Annotated in this window: 20 protein-coding genes; 14 read left to right on the top strand and 6 right to left on the bottom strand. The window is 63.5% G+C overall.

From position 1 onward, the window contains the following. Window positions 1–122: 122 nt before the first annotated feature. Window positions 123–488: a hypothetical protein gene (locus OPU96_RS12210; protein WP_498559127.1), complete on the top strand. Its 366-nt coding sequence runs from the start codon at window positions 123–125 to the stop codon at window positions 486–488. Here the strand turns inward: OPU96_RS12210 and OPU96_RS12205 are convergent. The 4 genes from OPU96_RS12205 to OPU96_RS12190 all read right to left on the bottom strand — a co-directional run bounded on the left by OPU96_RS12205 (window position 461) and on the right by OPU96_RS12190 (window position 5287). Then, complete coding sequence (locus OPU96_RS12205) at window positions 461–1117, bottom strand: lysoplasmalogenase (RefSeq protein WP_192297430.1); 657 nt, start codon at window positions 1115–1117, stop codon at window positions 461–463. The genes OPU96_RS12210 and OPU96_RS12205 overlap by 28 nt on opposite strands. Before the next feature lies 1 nt (window position 1118). Next, window positions 1119–1508, bottom strand: a complete 390-nt coding sequence (locus OPU96_RS12200; RefSeq protein WP_226457802.1) for a protease inhibitor I42 family protein — start codon at window positions 1506–1508, stop codon at window positions 1119–1121. A 219-nt stretch (window positions 1509–1727) separates the two neighbouring features. Further along, entirely contained in the window at window positions 1728–4151 is a 2424-nt protein-coding gene (lon, locus tag OPU96_RS12195; RefSeq protein ID WP_226457818.1) for an endopeptidase La, read from the bottom strand. 146 nt (window positions 4152–4297) lie between these two features. Then, complete coding sequence (locus tag OPU96_RS12190) at window positions 4298–5287, bottom strand: GntR family transcriptional regulator (protein WP_498559126.1); 990 nt, start codon at window positions 5285–5287, stop codon at window positions 4298–4300. A gap of 336 nt (window positions 5288–5623) precedes the next feature. On the opposite strand from OPU96_RS12190, the gene OPU96_RS12185 reads away from it, so the two are divergent. The 13 genes from OPU96_RS12185 to OPU96_RS12125 all read left to right on the top strand — a co-directional run bounded on the left by OPU96_RS12185 (window position 5624) and on the right by OPU96_RS12125 (window position 20574). Continuing rightward, window positions 5624–6946 (top strand): amidase, encoded by a 1323-nt coding sequence (locus OPU96_RS12185; RefSeq protein ID WP_498559125.1) that lies wholly within the window; start codon window positions 5624–5626, stop codon window positions 6944–6946. 11 nt (window positions 6947–6957) lie between these two features. Further along, a complete protein-coding gene (locus OPU96_RS12180) occupies window positions 6958–7836 on the top strand; it encodes a polysaccharide deacetylase family protein (RefSeq protein WP_003234086.1) in 879 nt (292 codons plus the stop codon). A gap of 18 nt (window positions 7837–7854) precedes the next feature. After that, on the top strand, window positions 7855–9195 hold the full coding sequence (locus OPU96_RS12175) for an MFS transporter (protein WP_226457815.1): 1341 nt from the start codon (window positions 7855–7857) through the stop codon (window positions 9193–9195). A 10-nt stretch (window positions 9196–9205) separates the two neighbouring features. Then, window positions 9206–9967 (top strand): SDR family NAD(P)-dependent oxidoreductase, encoded by a 762-nt coding sequence (locus tag OPU96_RS12170; RefSeq protein WP_226457814.1) that lies wholly within the window; start codon window positions 9206–9208, stop codon window positions 9965–9967. A 137-nt stretch (window positions 9968–10104) separates the two neighbouring features. Continuing rightward, complete coding sequence (locus tag OPU96_RS12165; RefSeq protein WP_498559124.1) at window positions 10105–10854, top strand: SDR family NAD(P)-dependent oxidoreductase; 750 nt, start codon at window positions 10105–10107, stop codon at window positions 10852–10854. Between the two features lie 13 nt (window positions 10855–10867). Further along, on the top strand, window positions 10868–11161 hold the full coding sequence (locus OPU96_RS12160; protein WP_192297415.1) for a hypothetical protein: 294 nt from the start codon (window positions 10868–10870) through the stop codon (window positions 11159–11161). Window positions 11162–11190: 29 nt separating this feature from the next. After that, a complete protein-coding gene (locus OPU96_RS12155; RefSeq protein WP_226457812.1) occupies window positions 11191–12165 on the top strand; it encodes a CobW family GTP-binding protein in 975 nt (324 codons plus the stop codon). Next, complete coding sequence (locus tag OPU96_RS12150; protein WP_226457811.1) at window positions 12162–13337, top strand: ABC transporter substrate-binding protein; 1176 nt, start codon at window positions 12162–12164, stop codon at window positions 13335–13337. The genes OPU96_RS12155 and OPU96_RS12150 overlap by 4 nt, the downstream gene beginning before the upstream one ends. Before the next feature lie 387 nt (window positions 13338–13724). Then, window positions 13725–16061, top strand: coding sequence for a putative bifunctional diguanylate cyclase/phosphodiesterase (locus OPU96_RS12145; protein WP_498559123.1), 2337 nt, complete (start codon window positions 13725–13727; stop codon window positions 16059–16061). A gap of 209 nt (window positions 16062–16270) precedes the next feature. Next, window positions 16271–16954: a methylamine utilization protein gene (locus OPU96_RS12140; RefSeq protein WP_192297407.1), complete on the top strand. Its 684-nt coding sequence runs from the start codon at window positions 16271–16273 to the stop codon at window positions 16952–16954. Continuing rightward, window positions 16938–19286, top strand: a complete 2349-nt coding sequence (locus OPU96_RS12135) for a bifunctional diguanylate cyclase/phosphodiesterase (RefSeq protein WP_498559122.1) — start codon at window positions 16938–16940, stop codon at window positions 19284–19286. The genes OPU96_RS12140 and OPU96_RS12135 overlap by 17 nt, the downstream gene beginning before the upstream one ends. 5 nt (window positions 19287–19291) lie before the next feature. Continuing rightward, on the top strand, window positions 19292–20155 hold the full coding sequence (locus OPU96_RS12130) for a DUF3034 family protein (RefSeq protein ID WP_226455984.1): 864 nt from the start codon (window positions 19292–19294) through the stop codon (window positions 20153–20155). Then, the gene (locus OPU96_RS12125; RefSeq protein ID WP_192297402.1) at window positions 20155–20574 is read left to right on the top strand and encodes a group I truncated hemoglobin; all 420 of its coding nucleotides are present in this window, start codon (window positions 20155–20157) and stop codon (window positions 20572–20574) included. Before OPU96_RS12130 ends, OPU96_RS12125 begins: the two co-directional genes overlap by 1 nt. 142 nt (window positions 20575–20716) lie before the next feature. Here the strand turns inward: OPU96_RS12125 and OPU96_RS12120 are convergent, their stop codons facing one another. Continuing rightward, the gene (locus OPU96_RS12120; RefSeq protein ID WP_192297400.1) at window positions 20717–23131 is read right to left on the bottom strand and encodes a glucose/quinate/shikimate family membrane-bound PQQ-dependent dehydrogenase; all 2415 of its coding nucleotides are present in this window, start codon (window positions 23129–23131) and stop codon (window positions 20717–20719) included. Between the two features lie 469 nt (window positions 23132–23600). Next, window positions 23601–25619, bottom strand: a complete 2019-nt coding sequence (locus OPU96_RS12115; RefSeq protein ID WP_498559121.1) for a TonB-dependent receptor — start codon at window positions 25617–25619, stop codon at window positions 23601–23603. Between the last annotated feature and the right edge of the window lie 73 nt (window positions 25620–25692).

Here is a 25692-nt window from a genome sequence, read left to right as displayed (position 1 = left end):
GGATGCATGGTTGATCGGACCGTTAGTCAGGCAAGGCGGGCGACCTGTTAATTCTGACAGTAGACGGCTTATTTGCGAGGGCCTAAGTTCGGGGGAGTCTGATATTCCCTGAGGATGCAATCATGAGCCTGAAACTGACCGTCACTGACAAGAAGTTGAAAGCGCTGCTGGCAAAGATCAACAAGGACAAGAAAATCGATGCCACTGAATTTCTCGATCTGAGAAAACAGGCGGATGACGAAATTGCCAAAAGCGCGTTGCTGCCCGTACGCGACAACCTGCGGATTATTTCCAATGCCGCCGACATCTTGTCCGACGCCATGAAGATCCTGTACCTGGAATTGCGTCGCCTCGACTACGGCGTGCCCGACAAGGACCCTGTCAAGAACGCCAAGAAAGAGGCGGAAAAGGCCTCGCTTAAAAAGGCCGTCGAATTTCAGTTGGCCTATGCCATCGAAAGTTATCGGTTCACGCTCGACAAGTTGTGAGGTACTCGGTCGAACGCCGACGCGGTGATCCCCCACTGGCCCAGCCAGTACGAGACGATCAACACATACGGCGCCGCCTCAAACGCCACCACAAAGCGGTTGATGCCGATCAGCGTGTCGGAAAACACAAACGACACCGCGCCCGCCGCTGCCAGTAACGCCGAGCGCTTGGGCACGTCGCTGCCCAGGCGTGCCAACGCTCGCCAGAGCATGGCGCTGATCACCGTTGCGTAAACCACCACGGGGATCAGCAAGTCGCCGAGGCCGTGCGAGATCAGGATGCTCAGCAGCACAGCCCCCACGCCCAGGGCCAATACCAACGGCAACAGCGCCAAGCGGCGGCAGTCGCTCAAGTACGCTTTGAGATACGCCAGGTGCGCGAACAAAAACGCGCCGAGGCCGAAGATAAACAAGTCGCCCGGCCACGCGAGCAGCACATCGCCCACCAGGGAGAAAATCAGCCCCAGGCTGATCCAGCGTCGATAGTCGGTGGGCGGCGCATCATGCAGCCAGCCCAGCAGCGCCAATACCGGCAGCGGTTTGACCAGCAGGCACAACAACGTCGCGTGGGTGCTCAGGCCGTAGATAAAGGTGCCGGCGCCCATCAACGCAAGAATCAGCCATGGCATATCAGTTCACCGTGATGGCGCAGTCGAAGGTCTCGGCGGGTTCGGCTTCGGGTTCCCAGGGTTGCTGGGAGGTCAGGCGCAAACGCCCCTGGCCCGCGGCGAAGGCCTGGAAGCGCCAGGTGGATTGCCCGCCGCCGCCGATCACCCCGGATTCACTGCTGCTGTAGACCTCGGGGCTCAACGCGCGGAGCACGCCGCCGGCGGAGTCCTGGATGGCCCAGCGGTAGCCGGTGGTGGGGTTGCTCGGCAGGGTCAGGATCAGGTTCTGCCCGGTCTTGAGCTGGAGCGGGCAGGCGCTTTGCTTGTCCACGCTGACGTTTTGCTTGGGAGCACTGGCGCAGGCGGCCAGCAGAGCAAGGCTCAAGGGGAGAAGCAGGCGGGCAGCAGTCATGAAGCCTCCGTTGATTGACGACGAAGGGCGAGCATAACCGAAGATGAGACAAGGTGTGACAAGGCGAAAGTGACATAAACCATTGTAGTGAGCGGGCTTGCCCCGCGCCGGGTGGCGAAGCCGCCCCAACCAGGCCGCTGCGGTGTTCCAGCAAGACCGAGGTGCCTGGGTTTGGGGCGGCTGCGCCGCCCAGCGCGGGCAAGCCCGCTCACTACCGTGTTATTGGAAGAGTACTTTGGCGACGTCAGCGAAGCGCTTGGCGAAGTGCACCGTCATGCCTTCCTTGAGGTACTCCGGCAACTCCTCAAAGCTGCCACGGTTCGGCTCCGGCAAAATCAGTTCATGAATCTTCTGGCGCCGAGCCGCAATCACCTTCTCACGCACGCCGCCAATCGGCAGTACGTGCCCGGTCAACGTCAGCTCGCCAGTCATGGCCACGCCTTTTTTCGGCGGCTGGTTGCGCGCCAGCGACAGCAATGCACTGGCCATGGTCACGCCGGCGCTCGGGCCGTCTTTTGGCGTGGCGCCTTCCGGCACGTGCAAGTGCACGAAGGCTTCGTCGAAGAAATTCGGATCACCGCCAAACGACTTCAGGTTCGAGCTGATGTAGCTGTAGGCGATTTCGGCGGACTCCTTCATCACTTCACCCAACTGCCCGGTGAGCTTGAAGCCGCGATTGAGCGTATGGATGCGCGTCGCCTCGATCGGCAATGTGGCGCCGCCCATGCTGGTCCAGGCCAGGCCGGTGATCACCCCGGTGCCGGACAGTACCTGCTCATTGCGGAACACCGGTATCCCCAGGGAGCGTTCCAGGTCCTTGGTGCCGATCTTGATCACCGAGTCCGGCTCATCCAGCAGCTTGACCACCGCCTTGCGCACCAGTTTGCCCAGCTGTTTCTCCAACTGGCGCACCCCGGCTTCGCGGGCGTAACCGTCGATCAAGGCACGCAGGGCGCCGTCGCTGATGGTCAGGCTGTTTTTCGCCACGCCGGCTTTTTCCAGCTGTTTGGGCCACAGGTGGCGCTTGGCGATGGCGACCTTTTCTTCGGTGATATAGCCCGACAGGCGAATCACTTCCATGCGGTCCAGCAGCGGGCCGGGGATCGAGTCGAGGGTGTTGGCGGTGCACACGAACAGCACTTTGGACAGGTCCAGGCGCAGGTCCAGGTAGTGGTCGAGAAATTCGATGTTCTGTTCCGGGTCGAGCGTTTCCAGCAAGGCCGACGCCGGGTCGCCCTGGAAGCTCTGGCCCATCTTGTCGATCTCGTCGAGCATGATCACCGGGTTCATTACCTCCACATCCTTGAGTGCCTGCACCAGCTTGCCGGGCAGGGCGCCGATGTAGGTGCGGCGGTGGCCCTTGATCTCGGCTTCGTCGCGCATGCCGCCGACGCTGAAGCGGTAGAACGGCCGCCCCAGGGATTCGGCGATGGATTTACCCACGCTGGTCTTGCCCACACCCGGCGGGCCTACCAACAGCACGATGGAGCCGGCGACTTCACCTTTATAGGCACCCACCGCGAGGAATTCGAGGATGCGGCTCTTGATGTCATCCAGGCCGGCATGGTGTTTGTCCAGCACCTTGCGTGCGTGTTTCAGGTCGAGCTTGTCCTTGCCGTATACGCCCCACGGCACCGCAGTGGCCCAGTCCAGGTAGTTGCGCGTGACCGCGTATTCCGGCGAGCCGGTTTCCAGGATCGACAGTTTGTTCAGTTCTTCATCGATGCGTTTCTGCGCCTGGGGCGGCAGCACCTTGCCTTCCAGGCGTTGCTCGAATTGTTCGACGTCGGCGCTGCGATCGTCCTTGGTCAAACCCAACTCCTGCTGGATGACCTTGAGTTGTTCCTTGAGGAAAAACTCGCGCTGGTGCTCACCGATATTGCGGTTCACCTCGGCGGAAATTTCCTTTTGCAGGCGTGCGACTTCCACCTCTTTGCGTAGCATCGGCAACACTTTCTCCATGCGCTTGAGCATGGGCACGCAGTCCAGCACTTCCTGCAACTCGTTACCGGTGGCCGAAGTCAGCGCGGCGGCGAAGTCGGTAAGCGGCGACGGGTCGTTGGGGCTGAAGCGGTTGAGGTAGTTCTTCAACTCTTCGCTGTACAGCGGGTTGAGCGGCAGCAGTTCCTTGATCGCATTGATCAGCGCCATGCCGTAGGCCTTGACCTCGTCGGTCGGCTCGGACGGCTGGTGCGGGTACTCCACTTCCACCAGGTACGGCGGACGATGGTGCTTGAGCCAGGTCTTGATGCGCACACGGGTCAGGCCCTGGGCGACAAATTGCAGCTTGCCGTTCTCACGGCTGGCGTGGTGCACCTTCACCAGGGTGCCGTACAGCGGCAGGCTGGAGGTGTCGAAATGGCGCGGGTCTTCCGGCGGCGTGTCCATGAAGAACAGGGCGAGGTTGTGGTGGTCGGATTTGCTCACCAACTCCAGGGTCTCGGCCCACGGCTCTTCGTTGACAATCACCGGCAGCACTTGCGCCGGGAAGAACGGGCGGTTGTGGATCGGGATGATATAGACCTTGTCCGGCAGGTTCTGCCCAGGCAGCGCCAGGCCGGTGTTGGACGAAGGGGATTGCGCGTTTTCGGGATCGGCGTAGTCGTTTAGATCGTATTCGGGGAATTCTTGCTGGTCGCTCATGGGGCACCTGCGTCATTAAGTATGCAGGTTAGATGGGGCGGGGTTGCGGTGGTTTCAATGGTGGGGGCGAGATAGCAACATATTGCACAGTATTTCTGCCCTGTGGGAGCAGGCAAGCCAGCTCCCACAGTTTAAATTGCGTTTAGTCAGCTGATTTTGTGCAGGTAGGAGGGCAGGGGTTGCTCTGGTAGCACCGACAACACCTTGAGGCGCTGCAACATCCGCTGCCTGGCGCGCTGAAGATGCTCGCGCAGGTTGAGCGCCGCCGCATCAAACGCGCCATGCAACAACAACTCCAGAATCAACCGATGTTCGGCCAACATCGCCGGGTCCGCGCCGATGCCCAGCAACCGGTAAAAAATCCGGCTGATGATCATCGGGCTCTGCCCCTGGCGGATCAGTGCGGCGATCTTGCGGTTCTGCAAGCCGGCCAGGCAGCGTTGATGCAGATCCTCTTCGATCTGTTCGATGGCTTGCAGGCTGCATTGCGGGCTTTCCTGCGCATCCAGCACCCGCTGCAACATCGCTTCCAGTGTCTCGCGATCCAGCCCCGGTGCGCTTTGGCGCAAGGCTTCGGGCTCCAGGCAGGCGCGCAGTTCGTAGTCTTCGGTGACTTCCCGCGCGGTCAACGGCCCGGCCAGCCACTGGGAGTAAGGCTCTTTTTCCACCAGGCCACGGTCGCGCAAACGCATCAGTGCCTCACGTACCACCGCACGGCTGACGCCGTAATGGTCAGCCGCGGCTTGTTCGTCCAGGCGGTAATGGCCGAAGGCAATGCAGGTGGACAACGCCGCGCCGATTTCCTCGACGATGCGTTCGCCCAGCGGCCGCGTGTCCACCAGCTCATCTTCACCGTTCAGGCCCAGGTGCGCATGGCTCAAGGGCAGGCGCAACGGCTCCAGCGCCAGGCCCTCGGGGTTGATCAGATAACCCCGGCCGTTGAAGCGGCAGATCAAGCCTTCGTCATGCAGCAGGTCCAATGCCTTGCGCACCGGCACGCGGCTGGTGCGGAACAGTTCGGCCAGCGGCGCTTCCAGTAACACCAGGCCATGGCGGGCCGTGCCGTTGACGATCGCGTCACGCAACACCTGGTGAATCATCGCGTAACGGGAGGCCGAGGCGGACGCTGCTTTCATTGCTTTCCCTGGGGCATGTAGGACGGTGGCCGGGGATTCTCTCATAACTTGCGCCTGTCACCCTGCGCCACGGCGATGGCACTTTTTTGGGGCCTTGAATGTAGGGATGTTACTTTTCTGCACTAAAATGTACTTATTCATAAAAGATACATTATTTCATTGAAGGCGCTATTCGGCGTTCCAGCAAGATTTTTTTCCGCCAAGCGAAAGCATCTATCCCGCAGCTCTGGGCGAAATTCCCTACTTGCACGATGCGTCCCGGACGCAGACTGGCACGAAAGCTGCCTTTGTAAAATGTACATTTTATTAATATGTACGTTTTTGAGGGTCATCTTGATGTCAGACGCCACGTCCATGACCGAGGATTTCGCCAGCGGTCGCAACGACCCGGTGCAGGTGCTCGAGCAAGCACTGATGCACGCGAACATGGCCCCCAGCGTATTTATCTCGGTGAGCGCCGAGCGTGCCCGGCGTGAAGCCCAAGCCTCTGCCGCACGGTGGCGGGCCGGTCAGCCATTGAGCGTGTTCGACGGCGTGCCATTGGCCTGGAAAGACCTGTTCGACGTGGCCGGCAGCGTCACCACCGCCGGTGCCGCCTACCGGCGCAACGCTCCCGCCGCCGCGCTTGATGCGCCCTGTGTCGGCCTGTTGTGCCGCGCCGGGATGGTCAGCGTGGGCAAGACCAACCTCAGCGAACTGGCCTATTCCGGGCTGGGCCTCAACCCGCATTTCGGTACGCCGCACAACCCGAGCAGCAGCGATCAAGCCCGCATTCCCGGCGGTTCGTCATCGGGTTCGGCGGTCGCCGTCGCGGCCGGGATCGTGCCGATTGCCATGGGCACCGACACCGCCGGTTCGATCCGCATTCCCGCCGCGTTGAATGGCCTGGTGGGCTACCGCAGCAGCAGCCGACGCTACAGTCGCGACGGCGTATTCCCGTTGTCACGCACCCTCGACAGCCTCGGGCCACTGACCCGCAGCGTGCGCGATGCGCTGGCCATCGACGATCTGCTCCACGGCCGCCGCCAGACCCACAGCGCCCGCAGCCTCAAGGGCCTGCGCCTGGTGCTGGCGCAACAGGACGCCGAACCCGCGGTGCGCAACAACCTGCTGCACGCCGTGCAACGACTCAAAGCCGCCGGTGCGCTGATCGAAGAACGTGAATGCCAGGCGTTCCAGGCCACCTTGCAGCTGATCCGGGATCACGGCTGGCTGGGCTCCTTCGAAGCCTTCGCCCTGCACGAAGCGTTGCTCGACAGCCCCGACGCCGCGCACCTCGACCCCCGCGTACGGCGCCGCCTCGAAGCTGCCCGCGGCTTGCCCGCCAGCCAATTGCTGCACCTGACCGAAGCCCGCCGTCGCCTGCAACAGCAACTGGCCGACGACCTCGACGGCGCCCTCCTGATCACCCCGACCGTCGCCCACGTCGCGCCGCCCCTGGCACCGCTGGAAGCCGACGACGACCTGTTCATCCAAACCAACCTCGCCACCCTGCGCCTGACCATGCCCGGCAGTTTCCTGGACATGCCCGGCGTGACCCTGCCCAGCGGCCGCGATGCCCTGGGCCTGCCCACCGGGCTGCTGCTCAGCGCCCCGACGGGGGAAGACGCGCGCGTGTTGCGCGCGGCGTTGTCCGTCGAATCCGTACTGACTATTTAAGGAGACACACCATGGCTAAAGACATCCTTTGTGCATTTGGCGTCGACGTTGACGCCGTCGCCGGCTGGCTCGGTTCCTACGGCGGTGAAGACTCGCCGGACGACATTTCCCGTGGCCTGTTCGCCGGAGAAATCGGCGCGCCACGCCTGCTCAAACTGTTCGAACGCTACGGCCTGCGCACCACCTGGTTTATCCCCGGTCACTCGATGGAAACCTTCCCCGAGCAGATGAAGGCCGTGGCCGACGCCGGCCACGAAATCGGCGTGCACGGCTACAGCCACGAAAACCCCATCGCCATGACTGCCGAGCAGGAAGAAATCGTCCTCGATAAATCCATCGAACTGATCACCCAAGTCACCGGCAAACGCCCCACTGGCTACGTCGCCCCGTGGTGGGAGTTCAGCAAGGTCACCAACGAGCTGCTGCTGAAAAAAGGCATCAAGTACGACCACAGCCTGATGCACAACGACTTCCATCCCTACTACGTGCGCAAGGGCGACAGCTGGACCAAGATCGACTACAGCCAGCACCCCGACACCTGGATGAAGCCCCTGGTGCGCGGCGAGGAAACCGACCTGGTGGAGATCCCGGCCAACTGGTACCTCGACGACCTGCCGCCGATGATGTTCATCAAGAAAGCCCCCAACAGCCACGGCTTCGTCAACCCGCGTCACCTCGAAGAAATGTGGCGCGACCAGTTCGACTGGGTCTACCGCGAACACGAACACGCGGTGTTCACCATGACCATCCACCCCGACGTGTCCGGCCGCCCGCAAGTGCTGCTGATGCTCGAACGCCTGATCGAACACATCCAGAGCCATGCCGGCGTGCGCTTCGTCACCTTTGACGAAATCGCCGACGACTTCATCCGCCGCCAACCCCGTACCTGACCCCCTGAGGCGCGACCCATGTCCATCTATAACAAGCTTGACCTGACTGGCTGGAAACCCCGGCAACTGACCTCCAAGGAAGTGCGCTTCGCGACCTGGATCGCGTTTTTCGCCTGGGTGTTTGCGGTGTATGACTTCATCCTCTTCGGCACCTTGCTGCCGGAAATCGGCCGGCACTTCGGCTGGGGGGAAGTGGAGCAAGCGCAAATCGCGACCTGGGTCGCGGTGGGCACGGCGGTGGTGGCGTTTGCTATTGGGCCGGTGGTCGACAAGTTGGGCCGGCGCAAAGGCATTATCTTCACCGTGGCGGGTTCCGCGCTGTGTTCGGCGCTGACTGCGATCGGTGGTGCGTGGGGCAAGTCGCCGCTGATACTGATCCGTTCGTTGGGCGGCCTGGGCTATGCCGAGGAAACCGTCAACGCCACCTACCTGAGCGAGCTGTACGGCGCCTCGGAAGATCCGCGCCTGACCAAGCGCCGTGGCTTCATCTACAGCCTGGTGCAAGGCGGCTGGCCGGTCGGTGCGTTGATCGCCGCCGGTTTGACCGCACTGTTGCTGCCGATCATCGGCTGGCAGGGTTGCTTTATCTTTGCCGCGATCCCGGCCATCGTCATCGCGATCATGGCGCGCAAGCTCAAGGAGAGCCCGCAGTTCCAGATCCACGAACGCATCAGCCAACTGCGCAAAAGCGGCGCGGTGACTGAAGCGCAAAACGTCGCCGTCACCTACGGCGTGGACTACGACGAACACGGCAAGGCCGGCCTCAAGGCCGCGTTCCGTGGCCCGGCCCGTCGTGCCACCCTGGTGATCGGTGCCGCGCTGTTGCTCAACTGGGCCGCGATCCAGGTGTTCAGCGTGCTGGGTACGTCGGTGATTGTCAGCGTGCACCACATCTCGTTCGAAAACTCGCTGATCATCCTCGTGCTCTCGAACCTGGTGGGTTACTGCGGTTACCTCAGCCACGGTTGGATGGGCGACAAGATCGGCCGTCGCAACGTCATCGGCCTGGGCTGGATGCTCGGCGGGCTGTCGTTCGCCGGCATGCTGTTCGGCCCGAGCAACATGGCAATGGTGGTCGGGCTGTACAGCCTGGGCCTGTTCTTCCTGATCGGCCCGTACTCGGCGGCACTGTTTTTTATCAGCGAGAGTTTCCCCACCAGCATCCGCGCCACCGGCGGCGCGATCATCCATGCCATGGGCCCGATTGGTGCCGTGGTCGCAGGTTTCGGCGCGACCCAAGTGCTGGCCGCCGGCAGCGACTGGCAGACCGCCGCGCTGTGGTTCGGTGCGGTGCCGTGCTTCCTGTCCGGTGTGTTGATGTTTGCCGCGCGCCATGTGCGTCCGGAAACCGTTCAGTAAGGAGTTTTTGATGAACCGTAAAGTTGCCTTGATTACCGGTGCCGCCAGCGGCATCGGCCAAGCCCTCGCCGTGGCCTATGCGCGGGTCGGTGTGGCGGTGGTCGGCGGGTATTACCCGGCCGATCCCCATGACCCGCAAACCACCGTAGCCCTGGTGCAACAAGCCGGTGGCGAGTGCCTGATGTTGCCGCTGGACGTGGGCGATACCGCCTCGGTCGACGCTCTGGCCGCGCAAGCCGTGGAGCACTTCGGTCGCCTCGATTACGCGGTGGCCAACGCGGGTTTGCTGCGCCGCGCACCGCTGCTGGAAATGACCGATGCGCTGTGGGACGAGATGCTCAATGTCGACCTGACGGGGGTGATGCGCACTTTCCGCGCCGCAGTCCGGCACATGGGCGAAGGCGGTGCGCTGGTGGCGATTTCGTCGATTGCTGGCGGCGTGTACGGCTGGCAGGAACACAGCCATTACGCCGCAGCCAAGGCCGGCGTGCCGGGGCTGTGCCGCTCGCTGGCGGTGGAGTTGGCAGCCCAGGGCATTCGTTGCAATGCGGTGATTCCGGGGTTGATCGAGACGCCGCAGTCGTTGGACGCGAAGAACTCCCTGGGGCCCGAAGGCCTGGCGAAAGCCGCGCGGGCGATCCCGCTGGGGCGGGTAGGGCGGGCGGATGAAGTGGCGTCGCTGGTGCAGTTCTTGACCAGTGAGGCGTCGAGCTACCTGACCGGGCAAAGCATCGTCATCGACGGCGGCCTGACCGTACGCTGGCCAGACTGAATGTACTGGGTCCAAATGTGGGAGCGGGCTTGCTCGCGAAAGCGGTGGTTCAGATAAATCAACTGTGACTGACACACCGCATTCGCGAGCAAGCCCGCTCCCACACGGGATCTGTGTGAGCTTAAGGGGATTAGTATATGCAGCAACTCATTAACCGCCGTGCCGTGATCACCGGCGCCGGCAGCGGCATCGGTGCTGCCATCGCCCGCGCCTATGCCGTCGAAGGCGCGCGCCTGATGCTGGCCGACCGCAACGCGGCGAGCCTCGCCGAAACCGCGATCACCTGCCGCAACCTCGGCGCCGAAGTGGTCGAATGCCTGGCCGACGTCGGCACCGTCGACGGTGCCCAGGCCAGCGTCGACAAGTGCGTCGAACAGTTTGGCGGCATCGACATCCTGGTCAACAACGCCGGCATGCTCACCCAGGCGCGTTGTGTCGACCTGACCATCGAGATGTGGAACGACATGCTGCGCGTCGACCTTACCAGCGTGTTTGTCGCCAGCCAGCGTGCCTTGCCGCACATGCTCGCGCAGCGTTGGGGGCGGATCATCAACGTCGCCTCGCAACTGGGCATCAAGGGCGGTGCCGAGCTGACCCACTATGCGGCCGCCAAGGCCGGGGTGATCGGCTTTACCAAGTCCCTGGCGCTGGAAGTGGCCAAGGACAACGTGTTGGTCAACGCCATCGCCCCTGGCCCGATTGAAACGCCGCTGGTGGGCGGCATCAGCGACGACTGGAAGCGCGCCAAGGCCAAGGAACTGCCCCTGGGCCGCTTCGGCCTGGCCGACGAAGTCGCGCCCACCGCGGTGCTGCTGGCCAGCGAGCCGGGCGGCAACCTGTTCGTCGGCCAGACCCTCGGCCCGAACTCCGGCGACGTCATGCCATGAGCGAGGTGTAGCCATGTGCGGACTCTGCGGGCTGCTCGGCGAAGACCTGCACTGGAGCGACCCCCTGGGCGACGAGTTGCCCAGGCGCCGCGAGCGCCTGCGCCGGATCGCGGCGATCAACCAGGTGCTGGCGGTGTTCCGGCTCAAGGTCGAAGACTTCCAGGGCGCCTCGTACCTGTTGCTCGGCGCCACGGGCAAGCAGGAACTGGCCAGCGGCCTGGATCAACTGTGGCAGGCCGCCGAAACCATGCTCGGCCGTGCGCTGGACCCGCTCGATCCAAAATTGCTCGACCATCTTGAACACTGAACCCGCCCGCTGTGGCGAGGGAAACGACCATGAGTATCGCGCTGAACGTCATCACCGGTTTCCTCGGCAGCGGCAAGACCACCTTGCTCAAGCGCCTGCTGCAAGGTGAAAGCCTTGGCGACACCGCGCTGCTGATCAATGAATTCGGCGATGTCGGCATCGACCATCTGCTGGTCGAAGCAGTCGCGCCGGACACGGTGCTGCTGCCCAGCGGCTGCGTGTGTTGTTCGATTCGCGGTGAGTTGAAAGACGCGCTGCTGGGCCTGCTGCAACGCCGCGAGCGTGGTGAAATCCCGGCGTTCAAGCGGGTGATCCTGGAGACCACCGGCCTGGCCGATCCAGCGCCGATCCTGGCCACTTTGAACAATGACGTGCAACTGCGCGGGCGTTTTCATATCGGCCTGGTGATCACCTTGGTCGACGCCAGCCACGCCGCGCTGCAAGAGCGCCTGCACCCGGAATGGCTGGCCCAGGTCGCGGCGGCGGATCGCTTGCTGCTGAGCAAGACCGATGTGGCCGGCGACAGTGGCCCACTGCGCGCGCACTTGCAGGCGCTGAATGCCGGCACGCCCATCCTCAACACCCACGAGATCCACAGCGGCGACCAATTGCTGCTCGGCGAAGGCCTGCGCAGTGCCGAGCCCGCCGTGGAGGTCGGCCGCTGGCAACTGCACCAACCCGTCAGCGCCACCCACGGCGCCGCGCAGGTGTGCTGCCTGACCTTCGAGCAGCCGTTGGATTGGGTCGGTTTCGGGGTGTGGCTGTCGATGCTGTTAAGATGCCATGGCGAACGAATCCTCCGGGTCAAAGGACTGCTCAACGTGAACGCCAGCCACGCCCCCATCGTCATTCATGGCGTGCAGCACTGCCTGCATGCCCCGGTGCATTTGCCTGCCTGGCCGGGCGACGAACGCCAGTCGCGCCTGGTGTTTATCCTGCGCGGCCTCGACCCGGCGCTGCTGCGCCGTTCCTTTGAAGTGTTCTCGCGGCGGTTCGCCCAATGATCACCTTGCGGGTGCTCGGCACCTCCGTGACCTTGCTGGAATGCCTGCGCGTGCGCGCCGAGCAGGAACTGGGCATTCGCCTGGTCTATCAGGTGCACGACGTCGAACAGGCCCAGCGCATCGCGGTGATGCAGCCCGACAGCTACGACCTGTACGACCAGTGGTTCCACAACGTCGACTTCGTGTGGCCGGCGCGGGCGATCCAGCCCATCGACACGCGGCGCATCGCGTTGTGGCACGAAATCAACGACCTGCCCAAGCGCGGCCGGTTGTCGCCGGATGACCGCCTCGGCAGCGGCAGCGTGCCCAGTGAGCGCCTGTTCGTGCAGCACGACGGCAGCCTCGGCAGCACCGTCACCGAACGCATCAGCATGCTGCCCCTGACCCACAACGCCGACAGTTTCGCCTACCGCCCCGAACGGCTGCCCGAAGGCTTTTGCCACCGCAACGAAAGCTGGGGCTGGCTGCTCGACCCGGCCTGGAGCGCACGCACCGCGCTGCAAAGCGACGCGGCCATCGGCGCACTGGACGCGGCATTGGCGGTGCAGGGCGCGGGTCTGGCGCAGTTCAAGGACATCGGCAACATGAGCATCGAAGAGATCGACGTGCTCGCCACTATCCTGGTGCGCAAACAGAAGGAAGGCCACTTCGCCGCGTTCTGGTCGGACGACGAAGAGGCCGCCCAACTGATGCTCAGCCCAAGTATCGACATCCAGAGCCTATGGTCACCGACCCTGATGCGCCTGCACCGCGCCGGGGTGAAATACCGCCTGGCGGTACCGCGCGAGGGCTATCGCGCCTGGTTCGGCGGCCTGTCTTTGTCACGGCATGCCCGGGGCCCGGTGCTGGATGCGGCCTACGCCTACCTCAATTGGTGGCTGTCCGGCTGGCCCGGCGCAGTGATGGCGCGCCAGGGTTACTACATCGGCAACCCGGCCCGCAGTCGCGATCACCTGAGCAGCGCCGAGTGGGATTACTGGTACGCCGGCCAACCGGCCCGGGAAGAATTGCTCGGCAGCGATGGCCTGCCGCTGATCGACATCGGTGAAGTGCGCGATGGCGGCTCCTACGAGCAGCGCATGGGGCATATCGCGGTGTGGAACTCGGTGATGGACGAGCACAACTACTTGGTTCGGCGCTGGGGCGACTTCATGCGCGCCCGCACCCTGTGACCTCATGCGCGCCCGCACCTGTAGTGAGCGGGCTTGTCCCGCGCTGGGTGGCGAAGCCGCCCTAAACCCTGACACCTCGATCTTGCTGAAACACCGCGGCGGACTATTTGGGGCGGCTGCGCCACCCAGCGCGGGGCAAGCCCGCTCACTACAAGGTGTCGAACGCGGGGGAGATGGACGTTCGGTCAAGCCAGTGTCGCCAATAAATTGGCGGTGATTTTCCCTGTTCTATTGGGTGTACATATCCCAGGTCCCAGCTAACCTGCTTAAACCGAATATCCAATTGAAATGGATATTTTTTTGACGCCAGGTCAGCAGTTGCCAGGGATGCGTATGACACAGGGACGTAGTGGCAGAAAGACACAGTTGCTGCCAGAGGGCACTGCAATGAGGTGGCGCCATACGTTCCAGACCCGTATCGCCGGGGTGCTCGCGTTATTGCTGTTGGTGGTCGTCGCCGCCACTTACTTTGCCGTCAAGGCCGCAACCACCCGGGCCGTCGAGAACCAGGCCGAGGTCCAGCTGGAAACCGGCAGCCAGGTGTTCGAGCGCCTGCTCGACCTGCGCGGTCGCCGCCTGCAATACGGCCTGGACTGGCTGACCGCCGACGAACCTTTCAAGCAAGCCGTGAGCGAAGGCAAGACCGCAGCCATCCTGGCCGCGTTGTACCGGCACGGCACCGGTATCGGTTCCAGCGAAGTGTTTGTATTGGGCCTGGACGGTAAGGTCGCGGTCAGCACCTTGCCGCTGTTCACCCCTGGCATGCTGTTCCCCCAGGACGCAGCCTTGCGCCATGCGCGGCGCAGCGGTCTGCAAATGTTGATCGTGGCCATGGACGGGCATCCCTACCTGCTGGTGCAAAAGGACGTCTTGAACCCGCAGCCGGTGGCGCGCGTCGTCATGGGCTTTGCGATGGACGCCCAGTTCGCCAACGAACTGCGTTCCATGAGCAACCTGGAAGTGTCGTTCCTCGCCAGGCAGGACGGTCGCACCGGCCCGTTGTTCAGCACTCAGCCCGACACGGTCCGCGCCGATATTCTCGCCACGCTGCGCCGGGTGCCGGCCACCTCCGAGGCCTACATCGAACGCTTCCACGGCCAGCGCATGCTCAGTCAGGTGCTGTCGCTGGCCAACACCGGCGAGAGCGATGAGGTGCGGGTGCTGCTGCAAAGCCCACTGGACCACGCCCTGGAATCCTTTGCGCCGCTGGACCGGCAGTTCCTCGGGATAGCCCTGGCGGTGCTGGTGGTGTCGCTGGCCGGCGCGTTGTTCCTGGCGCGGCGGGTATCGCGCCCGCTGAATGCGTTGGTGGAGGCCGCGGACCGTATCGGTGCCGGCGATTACCGCACCCCGGTGCGTGTGCGCAGCCACGATGAATTCGGCCTGTTGGCCCGGGCGTTCAATGCCATGCAAAGCGGCATCGCCGTGCGCGAGCGGCAACTGGCGCACAACGCCCTGCATGACTCTCTTACCGGCCTGCCCAACCGTGCGCTGGCGATGGAGCGCCTGGGCAGCGCGATCAGTGCGCGTCGGCCAGTGGTGTTGCTGTATGTGGGGATCGAAAACTACCGCCTGATCAACGAGGGTTTCGGCGCCCAGGGCGTCGAGGAAATGCTCCGCGAAGCCAGCCGTTGCCTGTCCATGAGCCTGCTCGCCAGCGACACTGCCGCCCGTATCGCTGGCAGTGAATTCCTGGTGCTGCTGGAAAACACCGAGATCGACCGCGCCGTCGCCCGCGCCGACCGCCTCTACGCGCTGCTCACCGAACCCCAGCGCATCGGCCATGACGAAGTGCGCCACGAGGTCAGTATCGGCATCGCCGCCTACCCCGGGGACGGCCAGCAGGTGGAAGAGTTGATCAGCCGCGCCGCGATTGCCCGGCACGACGCGGCCACCTTGCCCGGGCATTTGCAGATCTATCAGCAGCACCGCGAGTTGGCCCACCAGCGCCAGATCACCCTGATCCGTGACCTGCGCCGTGCGGTGGTCGAAGGCGAACTGTTCCTGTGCTACCAGCCCAAGCTCGACCTCAGCCAGGGCTATGTGCGCCAGGCCGAAGCCTTGCTGCGCTGGCAACATCCGACCCTGGGCCAGGTGTCGCCGGCCGAGTTCATTCCCCTGGCCGAGCGCACCGGCAGCATGGCCAGCCTGACCCTATGGGTGATCGAAGAAGCGATCCGCCAGATTGCCGAGTGGGGGCAGCGCGGGCTGCATATCCAACTGTCGGTGAATATTTCGGTGGATGACCTGGCCGATGATGACCTGGCGATTCGTGTCACCGCGTTGCTGATGCAATACGCGGTGGCGGCCGAGCAACTGATCTTCGAGATCACCGAAAGCGCGATCATGCACAACCCGCAACAGGCACTGAACGTGTTGGAGCAACTGCGCGGTTGCGGTATCAGTCTGTCGGTGGACGACTACGGCACCGGCTATTCGTCCCTCGCGCAATTGCAGCGCTTGCCGGTGCAGGAGTTGAAGATCGACCAGTCCTTTGTGCGCAACCTCGACAGCACCAGCGGCGACGGGGTGATCGTGCGTTCCACCATCGAGATGAGCCACAACCTGGGGCTCAAGGTGGTGGCCGAAGGCGTGGAGTTTGCGCCGAGCCTGAAGCTGCTCAAGCAGTGGAAGTGCGACACCGCCCAGGGTTACCTGATCAGCCGGCCATTGAATGCCATGGCGTTCGAGATGTGGATGCGCCGCGAGCGGGTGCCGCTCTAGAAAACCCCGGTTGCAGCGGCTACAGATTTTTCGTGCTGCGCCGATGACCTCTACATGTCCTGACCGATTGCATAGTTTTTTGCCGACCGGCGGTCAAGCTTTGCGCTGAAACAATGATGGCAATTGGCCTTGTTTGCGGCATCATCTGCGCCATAACCCTCGTATGTGCCAAGGCAGGCCGCTTTTTTTCACTGCCGTGCGGACCCTTGATGAACCGGATTTTCCTACAGTTTTCCCTGGCGGCCGTATTGTTGTCCGCCCACACCGACGCCGGTGCCGCGACACTGGACGTACAGGTGCGCCAGGCCGATCAGACGCCGGTCAGCGATGCCGTGATCACCTTGCAAGGTCCGGTCGGTGCGCCCGTCGGCACGCTCAAGGCCGATATGGATCAACGCGGCCAGAAGTTCGCGCCCCATGTGCTGGCGGTGCACACCGGCACCCAGGTGCGCTTCCCCAACAGCGACAACATCCGCCATCAGGTCTATTCGTTCTCCGCGGCCAAGCGCTTTGAACTGCGCCTGTACGAAGGCACGCCCACCGAACCGTTGCTGTTCGACAAGCCCGGGGTGGTGGTGCTCGGCTGCAATATCCACGATTGGATGCTCGGCTACATCTATGTCACCGACGACCCCCGCTTCGGCGTCAGCGATGCCCAGGGCCGCGTGCGCCTGGACAACCTGCCGGCCGGTGCCTACCACGTCACCCTGTGGCACCCGCAATTGCTCGACATGCAGCCGCAGGACGGCGGCACCCTGAGCCTGCCTGCCACGGGCCTGAGCCACGCCGTGCAACTCAAGCTTGAACCGCCGTCGGCCGACCTGCCGCCAGCGCCCACACCGACTGCGTTTGGCGATGCCTTCAATCGAGCCGCCCATGAAACTGCGCAGTAGCTTCCAGGCGCGTGTCGCCAGTGTGCTGATCCTGCTGTTGCTGGTGGTGGTCGGTGCGCTGTATTTCAGCGTCAAGGCCGCGACCAGCGAGGCGGTGCGCGGCCAGGCCAAGGCGCAATTGGAAGTCGGTGCGCGGGTCTTCGAACGCTTGCTCGACGTGCGCGGCCGGCGCCTGGCCGACGGTGTGCAGTTGCTGGCGTCCGACTTCGGTTTTCGCGATGCGGTAGCCAGTGGCGATTCGGCCACCATGCGCTCGGTACTGTTCAACCACGGCAAGCGCATCAACGCCAGCGACATGATCCTGTTGGGCATGGACGGCAAAGTCCTCGCCAGCACCCTCGACGAGGTGCCCGAAGGCTCGACCTTTCGTTATGACCAGGCGCTGCGCGACGCGCGGCGCAATCGCCAGACCATGCTGATGGTGCCGCTGCAAGGCATGCCGCACCTGCTGGTGGAAGCGCCGGTGCTCGCGCCGCTGCCGATTGCGCGGGTAGTGATGGGCCTGCGCATGGACAGCGCGTTCGCCGAAGAGCTGCGCTCGTTGAGCAACCTGGAAGTGTCGTTCCTGAGCCTCGACCGCCAGCAGCCGGGCGAGTTGGTCAGCACCCAGCCCCAGGTGCTGCGCGACAGTATCGTCAACCTGATGCTGGCGCAGGGTACGCATCACGGTGTGGCCACCACCGAACACCTGGAACACAGTTTTCTCAGCCAGTCGCTGGTGTTGGCCAGCGACGCCGACGGCCAGGTCCTGGCCCTGTTGCAGAGCCCCTTGGATGCGGCGATGCAGGCGTTTGCGCCGCTCGACGAAAAAATTCTCGGGATTGCCTTGATCGCGTTGATTGCCTCGTTGATCGGTGCCTTGCTGCTGGCACGCGGTGTCTCACGCCCGGTGCAGGCCCTGGCGCTCGCCGCCGAACGCATCGGCCAGGGCGATTACCAGACGCCCGTGGTGCTGGCGCGCAGTGATGAACTGGGGCGCTTGGCCAACGTGTTCAACTCGATGCAAAGCGGCATCGCCGAACGCGAGCTGCAACTGGCGCACAACGCCTTGCATGATCGCCTCACCGGCTTGCCCAACCGCGCATTGGCCATGGAACGCCTGGGCAATGCCATTGCCACGCACCGGCCGATGGCGCTGATCTACCTGGGCATCGACAACCTGCGCGCTGCCAGCGAAACCGCCGGGCCTGAGGCAGTCGACCAGTTGTTGCTGGACGTGAGCCGCAGCCTGCAAGGCGCGTTGCGCCCCGGCGATACCCTGGCGCATTTGATCGCCGACGAATTCCTGCTGCTGCTCGAAGGCGCCGGCAGCGACGAAGCGGTGGGCCTGGCCGACAAGCTGCAACAGTTGCTGCTGCGCCCACGCCGCATCAACGGCCACGACCTGGCGCTGGATTGCCGCCTTGGCATTGCGGCCTACCCGGACGATGGTGAAAGCGCCGACACCTTGCTCGAGCGTGCGGCGATTGCGATGAAGGACGCCGCGCAAATGCCCGGCCGCCTGCAGATCTACGAACACGGTCGCGACCTTGTGCACCGTCGCCAGGTCACCCTGATCCGCGACCTGCGCCACGCGCCCAGCCAGGGCCAGTTGCTCTTGCACTACCAACCCAAACTCGACATCCGCCAAGGCCACGTACGCCAGGCCGAAGCCCTGTTGCGCTGGCAGCATCCGCAGTTCGGCATGGTTTCGCCGGCGGAATTCATCCCCCTGGCCGAACGCTCGGGCAGCATCCAGTTGCTGACCCATTGGGTGATCGAGGAGGGCATCCGCCAACTGTGTGAATGGAACCGGCGCGGCCTGTCCCTGCAACTGTCGCTGAACATCTCGGCGGATGATCTGCTCGGTGATGACCTGGCCCATCGCGTCTCGGCGCTGCTGCGCCGTTATGGCTTGCCGGCCGAACAACTGCTGTTCGAGATCACCGAAAGCGCGGTGATGCGCGAGCCGGAAAAAGCCCTGAAAGTCCTGCACCTGCTGCGCGACTGTGGCATCAGCCTGTCGGTGGATGACTTCGGCACCGGCTATTCGTCGCTGGCGCACCTCAAGCGCCTGCCGGTGCAAGAGTTGAAGATCGACCAATCCTTTGTGCGCAACCTTGATGAAACCAGTGAAGACGCGGTGATCGTGCGTTCCACCATCGAGATGAGCCACAACCTGGGTCTCAAGGTCGTCGCCGAGGGCGTCGAGTACGCCCATAGCCTACGCTTGCTGGAGCGCTGGCAATGCGACACGGCCCAGGGTTACCTGATCAGCCGGCCGTTGAGTGCCGATGCTTTCGAAGCCTGGGTGGCGTTGCCCCTCAGTGCGCAAACTTCCCTGGTTCATTGAGTGACATGCGCGTGCGTTGTTCCGTTCTGATCGGCTGCCTCGGCGCCCTGACCCTGCAAACGGCGCTGGCCGACAACGGCCGCCTGATTGCCACCGGCGGCGCCAGCAGCATTGAAGGCACGGCGGGCGGCGGGATCACGCCGTGGGCGGTGCTGGCCGGTTACGGCGAACAGCACGAGTGGGGCGCCACGGCGTTCGCCACCACGGTCAACCTGCCGGACTACCGGCTCGACGTGGCCGGGCTGGCGCTGGCCTATGACAACCGCGTCGAGCTGTCTTTCGCCCGCCAGCGTTTCGACCTGGGCACCCTGGTGCACAAGCTGGACCTGCCCGAAGACAACCTCGGCCAGGACGTACTGGGCCTCAAGGTGCGGCTGTTTGGCGATGTGATCTACGACAACCTGCCCCAGGTGTCCCTGGGCCTGGAATACAAGCACCAGACTAACTTCGACATTCCCAACCTGGTCGGTGCCAAGCGCGACAGCGACGTCGAAGGCTACCTGGCCGCCAGCCGTTTGTTCATGGGTGCAGCCTTTGGCTACAACGTGCTGGTCAACGGCAGCCTGCGCTACAGCCGCGCCAATGAAACCGGCTTGCTCGGTTTTGGCGGCGACCGCCGTGACAGCCGCAGCCTGCTCAAGGAAGGCTCGGTGGCGCTGCTGTTCAACCCGCGCTGGGCGGTGGGCGTGGAATACCGCGAAAAGCCTGACAACCTGTCGTTTGCCGGTGAAAGCGACTGGGCGGATGTGTTTGTCGGCTACTTCCCGAACAAGCATGTGTCGTTTGTATTGGCCTACGCACGCCTCGGCGAAATCGCCACGCTGGATAACCAGAACGGCACTTATCTGTCTGTGCAAGGGAGTTTTTGATGCGCTGGCTACCGCTATGCCTGGTCCTGCTGCTCGGCGCCTGCGCCCAGCAACCGCCGAAGGATGACAGCCTGTACCGTGACCTTGGCGCCATGCCCGGCATCACGCGGATCGTCGAGGGCATGCTGCTCAACATCGCCCGTGATGAGCGCATCGTCGAGCGCTTCCGGCGGATCGACATCCAGCGTTTGCGTAATAAGCTGATCGAGCAGTTTTGCGCAGAGGCGGGCGGACCGTGCGTGTATACCGGGGACAGCATGGCGGAGAGTCACAAGGGGCAGAATGTGAGCCGCAGTGACTTCAATGCGTTGGTCGAGGATTTGATCGCGGCGATGGACAAGCAAGGGATTTCGGTGCCGGTGCAGAATCGCCTGATAGCGCGGTTGGCGCCGATGCGCGGTGAAGTGATCGAGCACTGAGCTTGCAGACAACACCGTCAAAAAATGTGGGAGCAAACCTGCTCCCACACAAGCCCGTTCCCACAGTTGGTTTTGTGTCAATGAACATGAAAAAAGGCGGCGACCCTCAACAGGTCGCCGCCTTTTTTACTGCCGGTAAAGCTTAATCGGGCAGTTTGAACGCCATCACATAGTCACCCTGCTTGGTACCCAGGGAACCATGACCGCCCGCCACGACCAGCACGTACTGCTTGCCGTCCTTGCCGGTGTAGGTCATCGGTGTGGTTTGCGCGCCTGCTGGCAGGCGGCCTTCCCACAGTTGCTTGCCGTTTTTCACGTCATAGGCACGCAGGTACTGGTCCAGGGTGCCGCTGAGGAACGCGACGCCACCGGCGGTGGTGAACGTCCCGCCCAGGCTTGGCACGCCCATGGTCAGCGGGATTGGTACCGGCGCGCTATCACGCACGGTGCCGTTCTTGTGCATCCAGATGGTTTTGTGGGTGGTCAGGTCGACCGCAGCCACATAACCCCAGGCCGGCGCCTGGCACGGCAGGCCCAGTGGCGACAGCAGCGCTTCGAGGATCACGCCGTACGGCGCGCCTTTGTTCGGCTGCACGCCTTCGGTTTCGCTGACGCGCGGGCCTTGCTTGGCGATGTCGGCGGCCGGGATCAGCTTGGACTTGAACGCCATGTAGCTTGGGTTGACGAAGGCCAGTTGGCGTACTGGGTCGACAGAAATGCCACCCCAGTCGAACACGCCGAAGTTACCTGGGTAAACGATCGAACCCTGCAGCGATGGCGGAGTGAACGGACCGTCGTAGCGCATGGATTTGAAATCAATCCGGCACAGCAGTTGGTCGAACGGGGTCACGCCCCACATGTCGCGCTCTTTCAACGGCGGCGGCATGAAGTTCAGGTCGGACTTGGGTTGGGTCGGCGAGGTGCGATCACCGGCCACTGCGCCTTGCGGTACAGGGACTTCGTTGATCGGCACCACAGGTTGGCCGGTCGCACGGTCCAGCACGTAGATGCTGCCTTGCTTGGTTGACGCCATCACCGCTTGCTTGACGCCGTCAGCGGTCTTGATGTCGACCAGCGAAGGTTGGCCGCCCACGTCCATGTCCCAGAGGTCATGGTGCGTGAACTGGAAGTGCCATTTCACGTGACCGCTATCGATGTCCAGAGCGGTCAGGCCGGCGCTGTATTTTTCCGATTCGTCGGTACGGTCGCCGCCGTATTGGTCGGGCATCTGGTTGCCCATCGGCAGGTAGAGCAGGCCGAGTTTTTCATCCACCGAGAACATGGACCACATGTTCGGCGAGTTACGAGTGTAGGTCTTGCCTTCGGCCAACGGGGTGGTGTCGTCCGGGTTGCCGCTGTCCCAGTTCCACACCAGCTTGCCGGTGTGCACGTCGAACGCACGGATCACGCCGCTGGGTTCGTCGGTGGAGACGTTGTCGGTGACGTGACCGCCGATCACCACCAGGTTTTTGGTCACGGCCGGTGGCGAAGTGGAGTAGTAACCGCCGGGGGCGAAGCCACCGATGTTGGCGCGCAGGTCGACCTGGCCTTTGTCACCGAAGTCTTCGCACATCTTGCCGGTGTCGGCGTTCAGAGCGATCAGACGGGTGTCGGCAGTCGGCACGAAAATGCGTTTCGGGCAGGCATTCGGCGCGGCGGCCGGGCTGGCGCTGCCGGTCGGGCTCTGTTCGGAGGCGTAGACGGCGTCATCGTGATACGACACGCCACGGCAGGTCATGTGGGCCCAGCCTTTGAAGTTCTCGGCGCCCATGCTGCTGATCTTCGGATCGAAGCGCCAGATTTCCTTGCCGGTGTCCGGGTCCAGGGCAATTACTTGGCTGTGTGGGGTGCACACGTAGAGCATGCCGTTGACTTTCAGCGGGGTGTTTTCCGCGGTGGTCTCGCCTGGATCGTTCGGGCCAGGCAGGTCGCCGGTGCGGTAGGTCCACGCCGGAACCAGCTTGCTGACGTTCTGCGGGGTGATCTGCGCCAGCGGCGAGTAACGGTCACCAAAGGCCGAGCGGCCGTAGGAATTCCAGTCGCCATCGGGCTGGGGCGGTGCGGTGTTGGTCATGCCAGGCACGGCGTCGCGGTCCAGCTGGCCTTTGACCAGTTCACCCGGGTTGGTGAATTGGCTGGCCAGGGCAGTAGCACCCGCCAGCACCACGGCCACGCTCAGCGCGCCGGTGCCCAGTGGCGCCGGTTGGCCGTTCAGCAGCGGGCGACGGACCCACGGCAGCAGCATGACGATGCCCAAGGCAAACAGCAGTGCCAGGCGCGGCACCAATTGCCACCAGTCCAGGCCGACTTCCCACAGGGCCCATACGGTGCTGGCGAACAGCACCAGTGCGTACAGGCCCAGCGCGGCGCGGCGGTTGGCCAGCAGCAGGATGCCGGTCAGGCCGACGCCGATACCGGCCAGCAAGTAGTACAGCGACCCGCCGAGCATACTCAGCTTGACGCCGCCGGCCAGCAAGGCCAGGCCCATGATCAGCAGCAAGACGCCTAGCAGCTTGGGCAGCAAGCGGCTCGGACTTGAAGCACCATCAGTGCTCATAGTGTGTTTCTCCGTTACGTTGGAATTATGTAACCCCGTGCTTCACTGTAGATGACGATTCAGCGCGGGCTTGGTTCAGCGATAGTCGGTTTTTCTGTGGATAAGCAGGGTTATCCACAGGCGGGCGATTTATTCCCAGGCGCAGGGGGGTGTAAGACAGCGCTGTCTTTACGAGCAGGAGGCTTCGGCAAGATGGGGTCGACCGGGGAAATGAAACGTTTCAGGTTGTTGCCGGGAAGGATAAAGGGAGTTGTCTTGGAGAGAAAGGGCGAATCGCGATATGCATCATTTCTGAATTGGTAACAGTGACGAATCGTCGCTGCAAAACCAATGTGGGAGCGGGGGGGGGGGGGGGGGGGGGGGGGGGGGGGGGGGGGGGGGGGGGGGGCGGTGTGTCAGTCAATGCAGCTGTGACTGATCCACCGCATTCGCGAGCAAGCCCGCTCCCACAGGGGATCTACGGTGTCGCTTAGAACGTCGTACGAACGCCGAACTGCACACTACGCCCCGGCGCCGGCGCGATGTCCCGCAGGATCGAGCTGGCATAGCGCACGGTCTGGTTGGTGAGGTTTTCACCGTTCACAAACGCCAGCCACTCGCTGCCACCGACGTTGAAGCGGTAACCCGCGCTCGCGCCCAGGGTGGTGTAGCCATCAGTGCCGCTTTCGTTGTCCGGCACACGGCCCTGGCCGGCGGCGTGTTCCACGTCGATGCGCGCTTGCCAACGCTCCAGTTCCCACAGCAAGCCGCTGTTCAAGCGCAGCGGGGCGATGCGTGGCAAGGCTTCGCCGGTGTCGAGGTTGGTGGCGCGGGTGTAGTCGCCCGACAGCTCCAGTGCGAACTTGCCGTAGGCGCCTTCGCCGAGTTTCCAGTGATCCTGGGCCTCAAAGCCTGCGAAACGGGCGCGTACGCCGGAGTATTTGTACTCGGGGATGCCATCTGCGTCTTCTTCGCCTTCATCGTTCAGCGTACGACCACTGCCCAACAAGCCGATGTAATTGGAGAAGTGGCTGTAGAACACGCCGAAGCTGCCCTTGTGGGTACCATTGTCAAAGCGCAGGGCCAGGTCGCTGGACACGGCTTTCTCTTTCTTCAGGTTGGCGTCGCCCAACTCGTAGGTGCCGGTGGCGACGTGGGCGCCGTTGGCGTACAGCTCGTAGAAGGTCGGGGCGCGCTCGGTGTAGCCCAGGGTCGCGGCCAGCGACCAGATCGGCGTGAGGGTATAGACCGCGCCCGAGGACAGGCTGCCGGCGGTGAAATCATTGGATTTGTCGGCGCCAGCAAAGCGGGCGTTGCCCTTGGCGTCCGGGTCGACACTGGTGTGTTCCAGGCGCCCGCCGAGGCTGAGCTTGAGGCGTTCGGTGGCCTGCATCTCTTCGAGGATAAACAGCGCGCCGGCATTGGTATCGGTCTGCGGTACGAAGGCTTCTTCACCCAGGGCCGAAAATTCGTTGCGCGTCACTTGGGCGCCGACCACGCCGTTGAACGGGCCGATCGGTTGGTGACGTGCTTCGACGCGGGCTTCATAACCCTTGTTCTTGAAGATCGTGCCGGTTTCGCCGCCTTCGATCTCGCGGTGTTCGTAATCGGTGTAGCCCGCGTCGACTTTGACCGAGGTAAACGGCCCTTGCAGGTTACGGATTTCGGAGGCGAAGGCGTAGTGATCCTGCTTCATGCGGATACGCACGTCCTGCTCGGCGGGGGAGCCGTAGTTAGCGTCGTAATTGCTGTAGGACAGCCCGGCGTAACCGTCGTCCCAGGTGTAGGAACCGCCTACGGCGCCGCCGTCCTGGCGCCCGTCGCTGTTGCCCAGGCGCCCGTTTTTGCCGGGGCCATCGTCGGTCTCGGGTGCATGGCGGCTGCGGGCCTGGCCCGGGATCTTGAGGTCGTTGAATTCCCGTGCGTTGGCATCCAGGTGCAAGGCGAACGTGCCGTTGCCGGCTTCCAGCTTGCCCGCGCTGCTGCGGGTGGTGTCGGCGCCGCCGTAGCGCAATTCACCGGCACCGTGGATGCCTTCGATGGCTTCGGTGGGAATGCGGTTGTCGAAGGTATTCACCACGCCGCCGATGGCGCTGCCGCCGTACAGCAAGGCCGCCGGGCCGCGCACGATTTCAATGCGGTCGACATTGATCGGGTCCAGCGGCACCGCGTGGTCGTAGGACAACGACGACGCATCCAGTGCGCCGACGCCGTTGCGCAGGATGCGGATACGGTCGCCGTCCTGGCCACGGATGATCGGCCGGCTGGCACCTGGGCCGAAGTATGAGGACGACACGCCTGGCTGCTTGGTGAGGGTTTCGCCGAGGCTGCCTTTTTGTTGCAGGGTCAGGTCATCGCCTTCCAGCACGGTGGTCGGCGAAGCGAGTTGCTCGCTGCCCAGCGGGTTGCCGGTGATGACTTGGGGTTGCAGCTCAAGGGCCTGGGCTTGGGAGCAGATCAACAGGGCGGCGGCAAGCGGGGTCAAGCGCCACAGAGAAGAGAGGGACATCGGACATTCCTTGGCAAAACGGCGAAAAGATTTGATAACTATAGTTACAATATAACATCTCTTTTTCGCTGGG

The organism is Pseudomonas sp. RP-B7, assembly GCF_059803535.1.
This window is presented reverse-complemented; position numbering and strand designations above follow the sequence as displayed.

Coding starts and splice junctions, on each gene's coding strand:
- OPU96_RS12135 (WP_498559122.1), top strand. CDS start 16,938: ATGAAACTGCGCAGTAGCTTCCAGGCGCGTGTCGCCAGTGTGCTGATC.
- OPU96_RS12200 (WP_226457802.1), bottom strand. CDS start 1,508: ATGACTGCTGCCCGCCTGCTTCTCCCCTTGAGCCTTGCTCTGCTGGCC.
- OPU96_RS12155 (WP_226457812.1), top strand. CDS start 11,191: ATGAGTATCGCGCTGAACGTCATCACCGGTTTCCTCGGCAGCGGCAAG.
- OPU96_RS12205 (WP_192297430.1), bottom strand. CDS start 1,117: ATGCCATGGCTGATTCTTGCGTTGATGGGCGCCGGCACCTTTATCTAC.
- OPU96_RS12180 (WP_003234086.1), top strand. CDS start 6,958: ATGGCTAAAGACATCCTTTGTGCATTTGGCGTCGACGTTGACGCCGTC.
- OPU96_RS12160 (WP_192297415.1), top strand. CDS start 10,868: ATGTGCGGACTCTGCGGGCTGCTCGGCGAAGACCTGCACTGGAGCGAC.
- OPU96_RS12190 (WP_498559126.1), bottom strand. CDS start 5,287: ATGAAAGCAGCGTCCGCCTCGGCCTCCCGTTACGCGATGATTCACCAG.
- OPU96_RS12165 (WP_498559124.1), top strand. CDS start 10,105: ATGCAGCAACTCATTAACCGCCGTGCCGTGATCACCGGCGCCGGCAGC.
- OPU96_RS12185 (WP_498559125.1), top strand. CDS start 5,624: ATGTCAGACGCCACGTCCATGACCGAGGATTTCGCCAGCGGTCGCAAC.
- OPU96_RS12145 (WP_498559123.1), top strand. CDS start 13,725: ATGAGGTGGCGCCATACGTTCCAGACCCGTATCGCCGGGGTGCTCGCG.
- OPU96_RS12150 (WP_226457811.1), top strand. CDS start 12,162: ATGATCACCTTGCGGGTGCTCGGCACCTCCGTGACCTTGCTGGAATGC.
- OPU96_RS12175 (WP_226457815.1), top strand. CDS start 7,855: ATGTCCATCTATAACAAGCTTGACCTGACTGGCTGGAAACCCCGGCAA.
- OPU96_RS12125 (WP_192297402.1), top strand. CDS start 20,155: ATGCGCTGGCTACCGCTATGCCTGGTCCTGCTGCTCGGCGCCTGCGCC.
- OPU96_RS12120 (WP_192297400.1), bottom strand. CDS start 23,131: ATGAGCACTGATGGTGCTTCAAGTCCGAGCCGCTTGCTGCCCAAGCTG.
- OPU96_RS12170 (WP_226457814.1), top strand. CDS start 9,206: ATGAACCGTAAAGTTGCCTTGATTACCGGTGCCGCCAGCGGCATCGGC.
- lon (WP_226457818.1), bottom strand. CDS start 4,151: ATGAGCGACCAGCAAGAATTCCCCGAATACGATCTAAACGACTACGCC.
- OPU96_RS12130 (WP_226455984.1), top strand. CDS start 19,292: ATGCGCGTGCGTTGTTCCGTTCTGATCGGCTGCCTCGGCGCCCTGACC.
- OPU96_RS12210 (WP_498559127.1), top strand. CDS start 123: ATGAGCCTGAAACTGACCGTCACTGACAAGAAGTTGAAAGCGCTGCTG.
- OPU96_RS12115 (WP_498559121.1), bottom strand. CDS start 25,619: ATGTCCCTCTCTTCTCTGTGGCGCTTGACCCCGCTTGCCGCCGCCCTG.
- OPU96_RS12140 (WP_192297407.1), top strand. CDS start 16,271: ATGAACCGGATTTTCCTACAGTTTTCCCTGGCGGCCGTATTGTTGTCC.